Below are 13,697 nucleotides of genomic sequence, written 5' to 3'. Positions count from 1 at the left end.
TGGTTGCGGACGATGATCCGTGGCGGCTTGATGGCGATGCTCGCGTGGCACGCGCCGGGCCTGCATGCCGCGGAGGCGCAGGGGGCGCTGCCGATCTATAAGGACACGCAGCGCAGCTTCGAGGAACGCGCGGCCGACCTGGTGTCGCGGATGACATTGGAAGAGAAGGCCGCGCAGATGCAGAACGGCGCGCCCGCGATCGAACGCCTGGGCCTTCCCGCGTACGACTGGTGGAACGAGGCGCTGCATGGCGTGGCGCGCGCAGGAGGCGCTACCGTGTTCCCGCAGGCCATCGGTCTGGCCGCGACCTTCGACGTGCCGTTGATGGACCAGGTGTCGCGGGCGATCAGCGACGAAGCGCGCGCCAAGCATCACGAGGCTTTGAGGCGTGGCGAACACGGCCGCTACCAGGGCCTGACCTTCTGGTCGCCGAACATCAATATCTTCCGCGATCCACGCTGGGGGCGTGGACAGGAAACCTATGGCGAGGATCCGTTTCTGACCGCGCGCATGGGGGTGAGCTTCGTGCGCGGCTTGCAAGGCGACGACCCGAAGTACCGCAAACTCGACGCCACCGCCAAGCACTTCGCCGTGCATAGCGGGCCGGAAGCGGATCGCCATCACTTCGACGCCCGCCCGAGCGCGCGCGATCTCTACGAGACCTACCTGCCGGCGTTCGAGGCGCTGGTCAAGGAAGGGCAGGTGGACGCGGTGATGGGCGCGTACAACCGGGTCCATGGCGAATCGGCCAGCGCCAGCCGGTTCCTGCTGCGCGACGTGCTGCGCCGCGACTGGGGCTTCAAGGGCTATGTGGTGTCCGACTGCTGGGCGATCGTGGATATCTGGAAGAACCACAGGATCGTGGCCACGCGCGAGCAGGCCGCTGCGCTGGCGGTGAAGAACGGCACCGAGCTGGAATGCGGGGAGGAGTATTCGACCTTGCCCGAGGCCGTGCGCCAGGGCCTCATCACCGAAGCGGAGATCGACGATGCGCTGACCCGGTTGTTCACGGCGCGCATGCGCCTGGGCATGTTCGACCCGCCGGAAATGGTGCGCTGGGCGCGCATTCCCGCCTCCGCCAACCAGTCGCCGGAACACGACGCGTTGTCGCGCAAGGCCGCGCAGGAATCGATGGTGCTGCTGAAAAACGACGGCGTGCTGCCGTTGTCGCGCAAGCTGCGCCGCATCGCGGTGGTCGGCCCCACCGCCGACGACACCATGGCCCTGCTGGGCAATTACTACGGCACCCCGGCCGCGCCGGTGACCCTCCTGCAGGGCATCCGCGAGGCCGCGCCACAGGTGGAAGTGGTGCATGCGCGCGGCGTCGACCTGGTCGAAGGGCGCGAAGATCCCGCCGCGACGCCGCTGGTCGAGGCGCAATACCTGCGCCCGGCCGCGGGCAGCAGCGAGCGCGGCCTGCGCGGCGAATATTTCCGCAGCCGCGATCTGTCGGGCACGCCGGCATTGGTGCGCGTGGATGCGCAGATCGGGTTCCGCTGGGATCGTGGTTCGCCCACCGACAACCTGATGGCGCGTGGAGAAGCCGGCCCTGGCCAGGGCGTGCCCGCCGACGATTTCAGCATCCGCTGGAGCGGCCAGCTGCTGCCGCCGGTATCGGGTACTTATCGCATCGAAGCCGCGGCCAACGACGGCTTCCGCCTGTACCTGGATGGACGCCTGTTGCTCGACCATTGGCAGGCCAGCGATCGCCTGAGTGCCAATGGCGTCGACGTGGAGCTGGAAGCCGGCCGTGCCTACGGCATCCGGCTGGAGTACTACGAAGGCGAGCGCGACGCCGGGGTTCGCCTGGCCTGGAACATGCCGGGTGCCAAACCACCGTTCGAGGAAGCGCTGCAAGCGGCGCGCGGTTCGGACGTGGTGGTGTTCGTCGGTGGCCTGACCGGCGATGTCGAAGGCGAGGAGATGACGGTCAGCTACCCGGGTTTCGCCGGTGGCGATCGCACCGACCTGCGCCTGCCCGCCACGCAGCGCAAGCTGCTGGAGGCGCTGCAGGCCACCGGCAAGCCGGTAGTGGTGGTGCTGACCGCGGGTTCGGCACTGGCCATCGACTGGGCACAGCAGCACGTGGCGGCGATCCTGATGGCGTGGTACCCGGGCCAGCGTGGCGGCGATGCGGTGGCGGACGTCCTGTTCGGCGACGCCAATCCCGCCGGGCGCCTGCCGGTCACCTTCTACAAGGCGGACGAGAAGCTGCCGCCGTTCGATGACTATGCGATGGCAGGACGCACCTACCGCTACTTCGAGGGGGAACCGCTGTATGCGTTCGGCCATGGCCTTTCGTACACAAGCTTCGAGTATGCAGATCTGCATCTGGATCGTGCGCGGGTGGACGTCGACGATGAAGTGAAAGTGTCGCTGCAAGTCGGCAACAAGGGCGCGCGCGCCGGCGATGAAGTCGTGCAGCTGTACCTGCGTCAGGTCCGGCCCGGGCACGGGCACGGGCGTGCATTGAAGGAATTGCGCGGTTTCCAGCGCATCACCTTGCAGCCGGGCGAGAGCAGGAAGGTGGAGTTCGCCATCCTCCCGGAGCGCGACCTGCGGTTCTACGACGAGCAGGGCAAGCGCTATGCCGTCGATCCGGGCGCGTACGAGGTGCAGGTGGGCGCGTCCAGCGCGGACATCCGCGCACGCGCGACGTTCGAAGTGGACGCAGGCATATCGCGATGATCCGGCAGACTTGTAGGAGGGGCTTCAGCCCCGACCGGCATCCGGCCGACTCTTTCGCGGCTGACGCCGCTCCCACAAAAGCGGCCCGTTGCTGGCTGCTCGCTGCATGACCGTTTCCATTTCCACCGCTGCACGACTCGGCGACACCGTGCTCGACGCGCTTCCAGTCGACATCGTGCGCCCGGCTTACGATCGTGCAGCCACCCGCATCGGCATCGTCCATATCGGCGTCGGCGCCTTCCATCGCGCGCACCAGGCGGTCTACGTCGACGACCTGCTGGCCGACGAACCGGAATGGGCGATCTGCGGCGTCTCGCTGCACGGCGCTGGGGTACGCGATGCCCTGCGACCGCAGGACGGGTTGTACACGCTTGCCTTGCTAGGCGAACGGCCAGTCCTGCGGGTCATCGGCTCCCTCAAGGAAGTGCTGTACGCGCGCGAGGATTCTTCCGCCGTGCTCGACCGCCTGGCCGATCCTTGCACCCGGCTGGTGACCCTGACCATCACCGAGAAGGGCTATTGCCTGGCCGGCGATGGGCTGGACCTGGCGAATCCGGAGATCGTCCATGACCTCGCTTCGCCCGGGGCGCCGCATGGCGCCATCGGTTACGTAGTGGCCGGATTGCGCCGGCGCTGGCGGCTTGGTGTGGCGCCTTACACCGTTCTGAGCTGCGACAACCTTGCCGACAACGGCGGGCGTTTGCGACGCGCGGTCCTGCAGTTCGCGCAACGGATCGATCCTGCATTGAAAGATTGGATCGAAGCCGAAGTCGCATTCCCCCGCTCGATGGTCGACAGCATCACCCCGGCCACCGACGACGTGTTACGCGAACAGGTGTCCGCACAACTCGGTTGCATCGATGCGTGGCCGGTCCAGCGCGAAGCCTATTCGCAATGGGTGGTCGAGGATCGTTTCTGCAATGACCGCCCGCGCTTCGAACGCGTCGGCGTGACCCTGAGCGACGACATCGCCGGTTACGACCGGGCCAAGCTGCGCCTGCTCAACGCGCCGCACTCGGCACTGGCCTATCTTGGTTCGCTGCTGGAGATCGAAACGGTGGCCGATGCGATGCGCCGTCCGCAACTGGCCGGCTTCGTCGAGCGATTGATGCGCGAACACATCGCGCCCAACCTCGACACGCCGCGCGGATTCGATCCGCAGGCCTACATCGGCGCCATCCTGGAACGCTTCCGCAACCCCGCCATCCGCCACAAGCTGTCGCAGATCGCCTGGGACGGCTCGCAGAAGCTGCCGGTACGCCTGCTCGGCACGATTTCAGATGCACTGGCGGCCGGCCGTCCCATCGACGTGCTGTGCCTGCCGATCGCGGCCTGGATGCACTTCGTGCGTCGCCAGGCCAATAACGGAGTGGCGCTGGTGGATCCCCTCGACCAGGCGTTGTCTACCATCGGTCGCAAGGCAACGGGTGATGCACAAGGTGACGTGGCGGCTTTCCTCGCGATGGATGCGGTGTTCGCACCGCTCGGCGGCGATCCGCGATTCGTGGGTGCATTGCGCGAGGCCTACGCCAGGTTCGGCGATGCGACGCCGTCGGCGATCCTGCGCGTGCTTGCGGGCGAGGGACGTGCCTAGGCGGATCCGACGCCACGCCTTGTGTAGGAGCGCCCCTTGGGCGCGATGCTCTACCGAGTGCCCAGACCAGAGCATCGCGCCCAAGGGGCGCTCCTACGGCGGTGACGGTCCGGGCGTTCCTAGCGGCCGAATTGCAGGCCGGTGACTTTCAAGCGTATCCGTGCCAGCAGGGTATGCGAGGTCATGTAGAGCGTGCGCCCGTCGTCGCCGAAGGCGCAGTTGGAGATCGCGAGGCCGGTCTCGATACGTCCCAGGCGCTTGCCATCGGGATCGAACACCAGCACGCCACCGGGTCCGGTGGCGAACAGGCGTCCGTCTCCAGCGACGGCCATGCCATCGGGCAACCCCTGGACACCTTCATCGATGAGGTCGGAGGCATCGGCGAACACGCGCTTGCCGGCGACATCGCCTTGTGCATCCAGTGAATAAGCCATCCACACCGGGCGCGTCGGATCCGAGTTCGAAACATATAGAGTCCGCTCGTCCGGCGACAACGCGATGCCGTTGGGGAAACTCAACTCATCATCCAGCAGATGCACGCTGCCATCGGTATCGATGCGGTACACACCGTTGAACTTCAGCTCCTTGGCCGGGGAATCGTCCAGTCCCTTCAGGCCATAAGGTGGATCGGTGAAGAACACCACGCCATCGCTGCGCCGGACCAGGTCGTTGGGACTGTTGAAACGTTTCCCTTCGTAGGTCGCTGCAATCGTGGTTTTCCGCTTCGTAGCCGGATCGAGCCTGGCCACGACACGCGTCCCGGAGTCGGCCACCAGCACGGTACCTGCCGGCTCCGCGTACAAGCCATTGGCGCCGGCCTCGCGCATGATTTCCGGGTCGGGGTCGGCAAGACCGGAAGGCTTGAGGAAAACAGAGAGACCGTCGCGCTGCGTCCAGCGATACAGCGTGTTCTCGGGCACGTCGGTGAAAAGCAGGTAATTTCCGCCGCGGATCCAGGTGGGTCCTTCGGACCAGGTGAAGCCTTCGGTGAGCTTCTCGATCTGTGCATCCGCAGCGACGACCGCGTGGAATGACGGATCGAAGGCGGTCGTGCGTCCGATGACAGGAAAGTCAGCTGCCGATTCGCCCGGTGTCGTGCAGCCAACCAGTGTAGCCAGGAACGAAAGGGCAAGAATGAGGCGGGAGATATTTCGCATTGTGGGATATCCAGGCGGCTCGTGATCAGTGATCGGTCGGCGTTCAAGCATCGCATTCGTTCTGGACGGATCCAGCGACGCCGATAGTCAGTCGCTTGAGAATGGTGGTCAAGCCGGATCCTTGCAGTAGTGGGGCACTCATTTCGTTGCCGGCCCAAGGTACGTCAACGGAATGGGCCCAGTGCTCGCGACCAGCTTCTGCAGCACTACGTTGTCGTCCAGCCGCCAGACCTTGACCGAATGCTTGCCTGCGATCACTCCCGGGAACACCGTCTGCAGCACGCGGACATTGTGTTCGACCGCGCGATTCCAGTCGCGCTGCTCTTCCAGGGTCGTTGCCGTCGGCGAGGGCAGCAGTTTGTCGACCAGCGTCTGCATGGGGCCGTCATCGAGGGAGATGCCGACCCGCAACGATCCGCGGCCGATGGTGTCGAGGGTCGGGGACAGGTACAGCTGCACGGTCAGGTCGCCCGGATGACGGACCATGACGTCGTATTCCAGCCGCACAGCGTCTTGCTCGACGGTCGGGGCGCGTCCCTGCGGCAGGGCGACGACGGCGCCCAGGGTGCGCCCGAGATGCGGAATGACCCTCCATGCCAATCCCTTGCCATCGACGGCCCTGCTGAAGTCGGGTGCTTCGATGGCCACGACCTCCTGCGTTGCCTCGTGATCCGCGGCACTGCTGGCGAAGACGACCGGTCTGGTTTCGCCCGAAGCCTGGATGCGCTTGATCCCGGGCATCACCTGGGTCGCGGGCTGTTGCCAATTGCTGTAGCCGATGTGCGTCTGCGACATCATTCCGTCCCACTTGCCGCCGGCCACATGGTGATAGGCGTCGGTCAATGCCTGATCACGGCGGAAGGCGGCCTCGGCACGATCGGCGAAAGTGTTGGCGCGCGGATCGCCGGCCGCAGCCAGGCGACGGTTCCAGGCGACGGCATGGTAGAGCTGATAAAGATTGGACAGCGCCGCGATGGGATGTTCGACCAATTGGAGGTACGCGGCACGTTGTGCTTCGGGCAGCTCAGCCTTCACCTTCAGCATGTTTCGTTCAAGCGACTGCCATTCGTCCACCAGCATGTCGAACTCACCACGCTCCAGCGTGTCGCCGACCCGTTCGCCGATGCGGAAGCTGTCGGCGTCGATCAATTCCGGCTTGCGCCGCGCCGCGTACTGGCTGTAGCGCGTGACCAGGTCCGCGATCGCGACCGATTGCGCGGGTCCGAAGGTCGCGCGCGCCCATGCTTCCGGATAGCGCTTGAGCGCATCCGGGGTCATCGCCTCGGGATTCCAGGCCTGTTCCATGAAGAAAGAGAGCGGAAACTCCATCGGCTTGATGTCGCCCACGTTGACGATCCACAGCGCTCTGGCGCCCCGCGCATAGGCGAGATCCATCTGCTGCCAGGTCTTCTCGATCTGGACCGTGTTCAACCATTTGTAGTTGCGCGGCGCGCCCACGTAGTCGAAATGGTAATAGACGCCATATCCACCCTGATGGCCGAGGTCGCCGGTGGGCAGGCGACGGATCTGCCCCCAGTTGTCGTCCGCGAAAAGCAGGGTGACATCGTCCGGGACTTTCATTCCCTGGTCGTAGTAGTCCTGCACTTCCTTGTAGAGGGCCCACACCTGCGGCGTCTGCCCGGCGGGCTTGCCGGTCGCCTGGGCGATGATCCTGCGCTGGTCGGCGACGATGCCTTCCATGAGCGGGATGGCGGTGCCCTCGGCCATGGCTTCGTCGCCGTCCCCGCGCATGCCGATGGTGACCAGGCTTTCGTACGATTGCCCGTTGCCTTTCGACATCATTCGTTGGATGCCACCCCGCCAGAAGGTTTCCAGGTTGGCGGCATTGGTTGCGTAATCCCACTTGCCGCCGGTGACGCCTTGCTCCGTGTTGCGATGCCATTCGTCATGCGCGCGCGTCATCGGCTCGTGGTGCGAAGTGCCCATGACCACGCCCATGGTGTCGGCGACGACCATGTTGTCCGGATCATCGTCGTTGAAAGCTCTCGGCGACCACATCGCCGGCCACAGGTAGTTGCCCTTGAGCCTGAGCAGCAGTTCGAAAACATGCTCGTACATCTTCGCGTTGCTGCCGCCGAACTTCTTGCTGGTCCAGCTGCCGAACGCCGGATCTTCGTCGTTGATGAAGAAGCCGCGATACTTGACCTTCGGCGCATCCCGGTGCGATCCGGCAGTGACGAACAGGTTCGACTGCGGGCGCACCGGTACGTCGGCGAACCAGTACCACGGCGAAACGCCGATCTTCGCGGAGAGGTCATAGGTGCCGAACACCGCCCCGCGACGGTCGGCACCGACGATGACCAGCGCCCGCGAAACACCCGGCAGCGGTTGCTCGACGACGACCTGGCGGAAGGCTTCCCACTGCCCGGAAATGTCACGCGCATCGAGCTTGCCGCTGCGGACCAGGTCATCGATGACCGGACTTTGCCCCAGCACGCCGATGATCACCAGGGCGCCTGCCTGCGCGGGAATTCCAGCGATGCGTCGAGCGCTGGTTCCGCCCACGCGTCCCAGATCGGCGGCGAAGTTGTCGGCCGCCCGCTGCACGGCAGGATCCGCCGAGGCATCGACGAGGATAGTAGCCGGCTTTCCCGCTTCGATCAGCGGGAAGCTGCCTTCGCCTCGCTCAGCGCAAACCGATGCAGGGGATTCGCAGGCATGGGCGGCCGGCATGATCGCCAGGGCGAACAGCAGGGTTATGGTTCCGCAGGCGAAGCGCATGATTTTCAGATCCTCTTTCGAAGAGTGGGTCGCTGGTTCCGTGGGGCGTGCAAGGGCGGATTGGCGGGTAAGCGCAACCTCGTCGAGTCGTCCCTTCAGTCCTGTCGCGCAGGCACCTTCAGCACCGCGTCCAATGCGGGCTTGGGTTGGCGTTCGCGATCGAACAGCAGCGGATAGTTGGTACGGTGCGGGATCGGGTAGTCGTTCTTCCACGACATGCCGTCGTGCACGCCCCACAGGCTGACCCGCGCGATCGCATCGCGCTTGCGGTGGAAGATGCGGAAAAGTTCGACATAGCGTTCGCTCAGTTGACGCTGCACCTCTGCCGGCAGTCCATCGGGGTAGGGGTCGAGGAAGCGTTCGAATTCCTCCCGTTGGAATTGCGGATGGGCCATGCCGGTGCCGATGATCTGGCCTTCCCTGGTCAGCGGCAGCACGTCCACGTCCAGTTCGGTGATCATTACTTTCAAGCCCAGCGCTGCGTAGGCGTCGATCGCCGTCTCGATATGCGCGGTGGATGGATAGTCCAGGCCCCAGTGGCCCTGCATGCCGATGCCGTCGATGCGGATGCCCGCGGCCTGCAGCATCTTGACCATGCGCACGATGCCATCGCGCTTTTCCGGCCGCCAAGCATTGAAATCGTTGTAGTAGAGCTCCGTGTCCGGTGCGTAGCGTTGAGCGAAACGGAAGGCGTTGCGGACCACTTCGTCGCCATCACCGATCGCCTTGACCCAAGTGGTGGGACGATAGCCGCCGTCCTCGTCGATGATCTCGTTGACGACGTCCCATGCATCCACACGCCCCGCGTAGCGACCGGCGACAACTTCGATGAAGCCGCGCATGCGTTCGATCTGGGCTTTCGGATCATTCGGCTTGCCATCGCCATCCTGGAAGAACCAGTCGGGTGTCTGGTTATGCCAGACCAGTGTATGGCCGACGATGAACATGCCGTGCTTCTCGCCGAAGGCTACGAAGGCATCCGCCGCGGCGAAGTCGTACACGCCCGGCCTTGGATGTATGACCTCGTTCTTCATAACGTTCTCGGCAGTGATCGCGTTGAAGTGCAGCGGAACCAGCGCCTGCGAGCGCGCATCGCGACCCGACACGATGTCGTCGTTGACCGCCACGCCCACCATGAAGTCGTCGGCGTAGGCCTGCTTCAGCGTGGCGGACTTCGCCGACGTTCCCGCAGCGGCGCCCACTGCGCTATCGTCCGCCTGCAGTGGCGGGACGACTGCAACGGCCAGGCCCGCCAACAACAGCGACGCCAGGGTCCTGGCCTTCAGCGATGACAAGCTCATCGGCGTGCTCGCCCGCCTCACAGCTTGTAAGCCTTCTTCGGCAGCCGATAAGCCAGGTCCACCACGACCTCGGCCGCTTCGTCTTCGTCCATGCGGTGCTCGGCGACCAGCTTGGCCAGGAAGGCGCAATCCACGCGCCGCGCTACGTCGTGGCGGGCCGGGATCGAAAGGAAGGCGCGGGTGTCGTCGTTGAAGCCGACCGTGTTGTAGAAGCCGGCGGTGCTCAACGTCTGTTCGCGGAAACGCCACATGCCTTCGGGCGAATCGTGGAACCACCACGCCGGACCCAGCAGCAGGGCAGGGTAGTGGCCGGCCAGCGGACCGAGCTCCCGCGCATAAGCGCTTTCGTCCAGGGTGAAGAGGATCAGCTTGAATCCGGGTTCGTTGCCGAACCGGTCCAGCAAGGGCTTGAGCGCATGCACGTACTCGGTGCGCACGGGAATGTCCGCGCCCTTGTCGCGGCCGAAGCGCTGGAACAGCTGCCGGTTGTGGTTGCGGAAGCATCCCGGATGGAGCTGCATGACCAGGCCGTCGTCCAGGCTCATCGCGGCCATCTCGGTCAGCATCTGCGCGCGGAACAGTTCGGCCTGCTGCGCCGTCGCATCGCCGCGCACGACCTGGTCGAACAGCCGGCGCTTGTCGGCATCGGCAAGATCGGCGGTCGCTGCGCTGGGGTGTCCATGGTCGGTCGAAGTGGCGCCCATCGCGGCGAAGAAGGCACGGCGCTGGCGATGCGCGCGCAAGTATCCGTTCCAGTCGAGCACGTCCTCGCCGGTGATTTCCCCGAACCGGCGCAACGCCGCCGGGAACTGTTCGTGTTCCGGGTCGATCACCGGATCGGGACGATAGGCGGTGACCACGCGCCCGTTCCAGCCGCTGTCGCGGATCGCGGCATGGTGCCGCAGCGGATCCAGCGGCGATTCGGTGGTGGCGATGACTTCGATGTTGAAACGCTCGAACAACGCGCGCGGGGCGAACTCCGGCCGCTGCAGCGCCCCGGTGATGTGGTCGTAATGCGTGTCGGCGGTGGCTTCCTCCAGACGCACGCGCAAGCCGAAGACCTCGTGGAAGACATGGTTCAGCCACATCGACGACGGCGTGCCCCGCAGCAGGTGGAAGTTGGCCGCGAACAGGCGCCAGGCCGCGCGGGGATCGACGCCGGCGCGCGAGCCGTCGGCGCGGGGAATGCCCAGGGCATCCAGCGCAATGCCCTGGCTGTAAAGCATGCGGAACACGTAGTGGTCCGGGACCAGCAGCAACTCGGTCGCGTTGGCGAACGCGGCATTGGTCGCGAACCAGGCCGGATCGGTGTGGCCGTGCGGGCTGACGATCGGCAGGCCGGCGACCTGCGAATAAAGCCGGCGGGCGATCGCACGGGCTGTCGGATCGGGCGAAAACAGCCGGTTTTCGTCGAGGACCAGTGGCGTTGGTGCAGTCATCGCAGCGGCTTCGGTGGAATGCATTCGAGCGGATGGAAGATCCCGGTCATCGCGTCGTGGCGCCTGCCGGATCGCCGCTGACATAACGTCGCAGCCATTCCAGGGCGGGACGCTCGCTGCCGTCCGCGCGGATCAGGTACGCGCCTTCCTTCTCGCGCCACATTCCCGGCCGGTATCCCCACAGGGTGATGCCCTTGACCGCCGGATGTTCCCAGAACACCGGGAAAACGCGCTGGTAGCTGGCCAGTTGTTCGGCATCGCTGGGGCCGTCGATATCCATCTCGGTCACGTAGAGGGGCAGGCCGGTCTGTGCGAGCGAATCCAGGTTGGCGCGGTGCACGTCCATCGGCCATTCGCTGGTCGTGGCGAAGGAATGCGCCTGCACGCCGATGCCGTCGACCAGGTTTTCCTTCTGCAGCAGCTTGATGATCCCGCGGTAGCGCTTCGTGTTCTCGGGCTTGTTGGTGATGTTGTAATCGTTGATCAGCAGCTTGGCCCGGGGAAAGTACTGGCGTGCCAGCCGGTAGGACTGCAGGATCCATTCCCAGCCGCTGGCGCCTTCGCCGCCCAGCGCGGCGAGGTAGTTGCCGCCGCCTTCGTCGTCCTTGTTCGGCGGGTCGTTCAACGGCTCGTTGACCACTTCCACGAAATCCAGGTCCGGATAGCGCTGGGCCACGGCCGCGAACCACTCCTCGATCTCCTCGCGCTGTTCCGCGGGCGGCAAGGTCTCCATCCATTCGGGCTGCTGGTTGCCCCAGACCATCACGTGCATGTGGAAGGGCAGGCCATTGGCCTTGGCGAAGCGGTGGGCCTCGTCCAGCAGGGTCCAATCCATCCGGTCGCGGACCGCCTCGACCTCGCCCCATTTGCCGGCGTTCTCGGGCGTCACCTTGTTCCAGTACCTGGCAAAATCAGGGGCCTGCGCCTGGCTGTAGGCGCTGCCCAGGAATTTCGACTGGCCTTCCGCCAAGGGCGCGGAGTACGCCGGTCCGCTCGCCGCGATCGACAGCAGGCTTGCAAGAAAGAGATGTTTGCTCATGCGATGTTTGTTCACGCGACTCTCCGGGGGGCGTCAGATGGTTTGTGCAGGCGGGACATCAAGCTGTGCGGGTTCAAGCCTGGGCGCCAGCGCATGCACCACCATCAGCGCGAGCAGGTAGGCCGAGCCGGCCATTAGGAACAACGGCACATAGCTGCCGGTCGCTTCCAGCAGGAGGCCGGTGAAGGTGGCGATCATCATGCCGCCGACCGCACCGGCGAAGCCACCGATGCCCACGACCGAGGCCACGGCCCGGCGCGGAAACATGTCCGAGGTCAGCGTGAACACGTTGGCCGACCAACCCTGGTGGCCCGCCGTAGCCAGGCCGATCAAGGCCACCGCCAGCCACAGGTTGTCGGCGCGCGCGGCGAAGACGATCGGCACCACGCACAGCGCGCATACCAGCATCGCGCCCTTGCGCGCGCGGTTCACGCTCCAGCCGCGTTTGATCAGGCGTCCGGACAGCCAGCCGCCGGCGATGCTGCCGACATCGGCCATCACGAAGATGACGATCAGAGGAAGCCCCAGGCCCATCAGGGTCAGGCCGTATTCGGCATGCAGGAATTTGGGCAGCCAGAACAGGAAGAACCACCAGATGGGATCGGTGATGAACTTGGCGGCGACGAAAGCCCATGCCTGGCGATGGCGCAGGATCCGCGACCACGGCACGCGCACGGTCGGTTCCGGCGGGTCGCTGCGGATATGCGCCAGTTCCGCGCTGGAGAGGGCAGGGTGTTGCTCTGGGGTGCGGTAGATCAACAACCAGGCCACGATCCACGCCGCACTCAGCACGCCGGTGAACAGGAAGGCGGCCTGCCAGCCCCAGGTCACGGCGACCACGGGCACCATCAGCGGCGCGACGATCGCGCCGATGTTCGAGCCGGAATTGAAAATACCGGTGGCCAGCGCACGCTCGCGCCGCGGGAACCATTCGGCGACGGTCTTGATCGCCGCGGGGAAATTCCCCGCTTCTCCCAGGCCAAGCATGAAGCGCGCGGCGATGAAGCCACCGACGCTTGCGGCCAGCGAATGGCTCATGGCCGCCAGGCTCCAGACACCAATGGCGATGGCATAGCCGATGCGCGTGCCCAGGCGATCGATGATCACGCCGGTGCACAACAGGCCGATGGCATAGGCGGCCTGGAACGCGGTGACGATGTAGCCGTATTCGATCTCGTTCCAGCCGAATTCCTCCTGCAGGAACGGCGCCAGTACGCCCAGGACCTGGCGGTCGATGTAATTGATCGTGGTCGCCGCCAACAGCATCGCGCAGATGCGCCAGCGGTACCTGCCCAGCCGCGGCGCCGCTTGCCCAGCGTCGGCGCTGGATCCGGCGCTGCTCATGTACGACAAGCCACGGAAGAATCCGCGCATGTCGTCGAATGACGAAGCAGGAAGGAAGTGCGCGCGCCAGAAAGGGAATTGCTGCGGCGCAATGCGAATTGCGCGTGGGGTCTGGTTCGGATCATCGGTGTTTTCCCTTGCGCGACGTGGCATTGCGACTTGTGTGATAGCGCTATCATTAGCACAGCGGAACGACGCCCGGCTAGACCCGGAAGAAGTGTCCCGGAAAACGCCGCGATCAATAAACAAGCACCTGCTGCAACGCAGCAGGGCACTTTTCGGTCAATCCCGGATCCATGTTGCTGCGCAGCGTGCGGGAAAAAAATGGTAGCGCTACCATCCGGCCGGTCCGCTCATCACGCAATCGCGGTCGCTACGGTCAGTCCTGACAAA

The 13,697-nt window shown here is 65.2% G+C and carries 8 protein-coding genes; 2 read left to right on the top strand and 6 right to left on the bottom strand.

Annotation, left to right across the window (positions count from 1 at the left end):
- Positions 1-36: 36 nt before the first annotated feature.
- Positions 37-2,688: a glycoside hydrolase family 3 protein gene (locus tag CSC74_RS11190; protein WP_425501459.1), complete on the top strand. Its 2,652-nt coding sequence runs from the start codon at positions 37-39 to the stop codon at positions 2,686-2,688.
- A 106-nt stretch (positions 2,689-2,794) separates the two neighbouring features.
- On the top strand, positions 2,795-4,282 hold the full coding sequence (locus CSC74_RS11185) for a mannitol dehydrogenase family protein (protein ID WP_162314541.1): 1,488 nt from the start codon (positions 2,795-2,797) through the stop codon (positions 4,280-4,282).
- Between the two features lie 119 nt (positions 4,283-4,401).
- Here the strand turns inward: CSC74_RS11185 and CSC74_RS11180 are convergent, their stop codons facing one another.
- From CSC74_RS11180 to CSC74_RS11155, 6 genes are all read right to left on the bottom strand, one after another.
- Positions 4,402-5,439, bottom strand: a complete 1,038-nt coding sequence (locus CSC74_RS11180; protein WP_162314540.1) for an SMP-30/gluconolactonase/LRE family protein — start codon at positions 5,437-5,439, stop codon at positions 4,402-4,404.
- A gap of 138 nt (positions 5,440-5,577) precedes the next feature.
- Positions 5,578-8,181, bottom strand: a complete 2,604-nt coding sequence (locus tag CSC74_RS11175; RefSeq protein WP_162314539.1) for a glycosyl hydrolase 115 family protein — start codon at positions 8,179-8,181, stop codon at positions 5,578-5,580.
- 95 nt (positions 8,182-8,276) lie between these two features.
- Positions 8,277-9,482 (bottom strand): endo-1,4-beta-xylanase, encoded by a 1,206-nt coding sequence (locus CSC74_RS11170; protein ID WP_162314538.1) that lies wholly within the window; start codon positions 9,480-9,482, stop codon positions 8,277-8,279.
- Positions 9,483-9,499: 17 nt separating this feature from the next.
- Entirely contained in the window at positions 9,500-10,921 is a 1,422-nt protein-coding gene (gene uxaC, locus CSC74_RS11165; protein WP_162314537.1) for a glucuronate isomerase, read from the bottom strand.
- Between the two features lie 46 nt (positions 10,922-10,967).
- Positions 10,968-11,960 carry an endo-1,4-beta-xylanase gene (locus tag CSC74_RS11160; protein ID WP_162314536.1) on the bottom strand — a complete coding sequence of 331 codons (993 nt, stop codon included), beginning with the start codon at positions 11,958-11,960 and terminating at the stop codon, positions 10,968-10,970.
- Positions 11,961-11,993: 33 nt separating this feature from the next.
- A complete protein-coding gene (locus CSC74_RS11155; protein WP_162314535.1) occupies positions 11,994-13,304 on the bottom strand; it encodes an MFS transporter in 1,311 nt (436 codons plus the stop codon).
- Positions 13,305-13,697 lie beyond the last annotated feature (393 nt).

This window comes from Pseudoxanthomonas yeongjuensis (assembly GCF_010093345.1).
Classification (GTDB): Bacteria; Pseudomonadota; Gammaproteobacteria; order Xanthomonadales; family Xanthomonadaceae; genus Pseudoxanthomonas_A; species Pseudoxanthomonas_A yeongjuensis.
The sequence above is the reverse complement of the archived record's forward strand: the minus strand, read 5'-3'. Positions and strand labels throughout refer to the sequence as shown.

Excerpts from the sequence above, each read along its gene's own strand:
- uxaC (WP_162314537.1), bottom strand. The coding sequence starts at position 10,921 with ATGACTGCACCAACGCCACTGGTCCTCGACGAAAACCGGCTGTTTTCG.
- CSC74_RS11180 (WP_162314540.1), bottom strand. The coding sequence starts at position 5,439 with ATGCGAAATATCTCCCGCCTCATTCTTGCCCTTTCGTTCCTGGCTACA.
- CSC74_RS11160 (WP_162314536.1), bottom strand. The coding sequence starts at position 11,960 with ATGAGCAAACATCTCTTTCTTGCAAGCCTGCTGTCGATCGCGGCGAGC.
- CSC74_RS11155 (WP_162314535.1), bottom strand. The coding sequence starts at position 13,304 with ATGAGCAGCGCCGGATCCAGCGCCGACGCTGGGCAAGCGGCGCCGCGG.
- CSC74_RS11175 (WP_162314539.1), bottom strand. The coding sequence starts at position 8,181 with ATGCGCTTCGCCTGCGGAACCATAACCCTGCTGTTCGCCCTGGCGATC.
- CSC74_RS11190 (WP_425501459.1), top strand. The coding sequence starts at position 37 with ATGCTCGCGTGGCACGCGCCGGGCCTGCATGCCGCGGAGGCGCAGGGG.
- CSC74_RS11170 (WP_162314538.1), bottom strand. The coding sequence starts at position 9,482 with ATGAGCTTGTCATCGCTGAAGGCCAGGACCCTGGCGTCGCTGTTGTTG.
- CSC74_RS11185 (WP_162314541.1), top strand. The coding sequence starts at position 2,795 with ATGACCGTTTCCATTTCCACCGCTGCACGACTCGGCGACACCGTGCTC.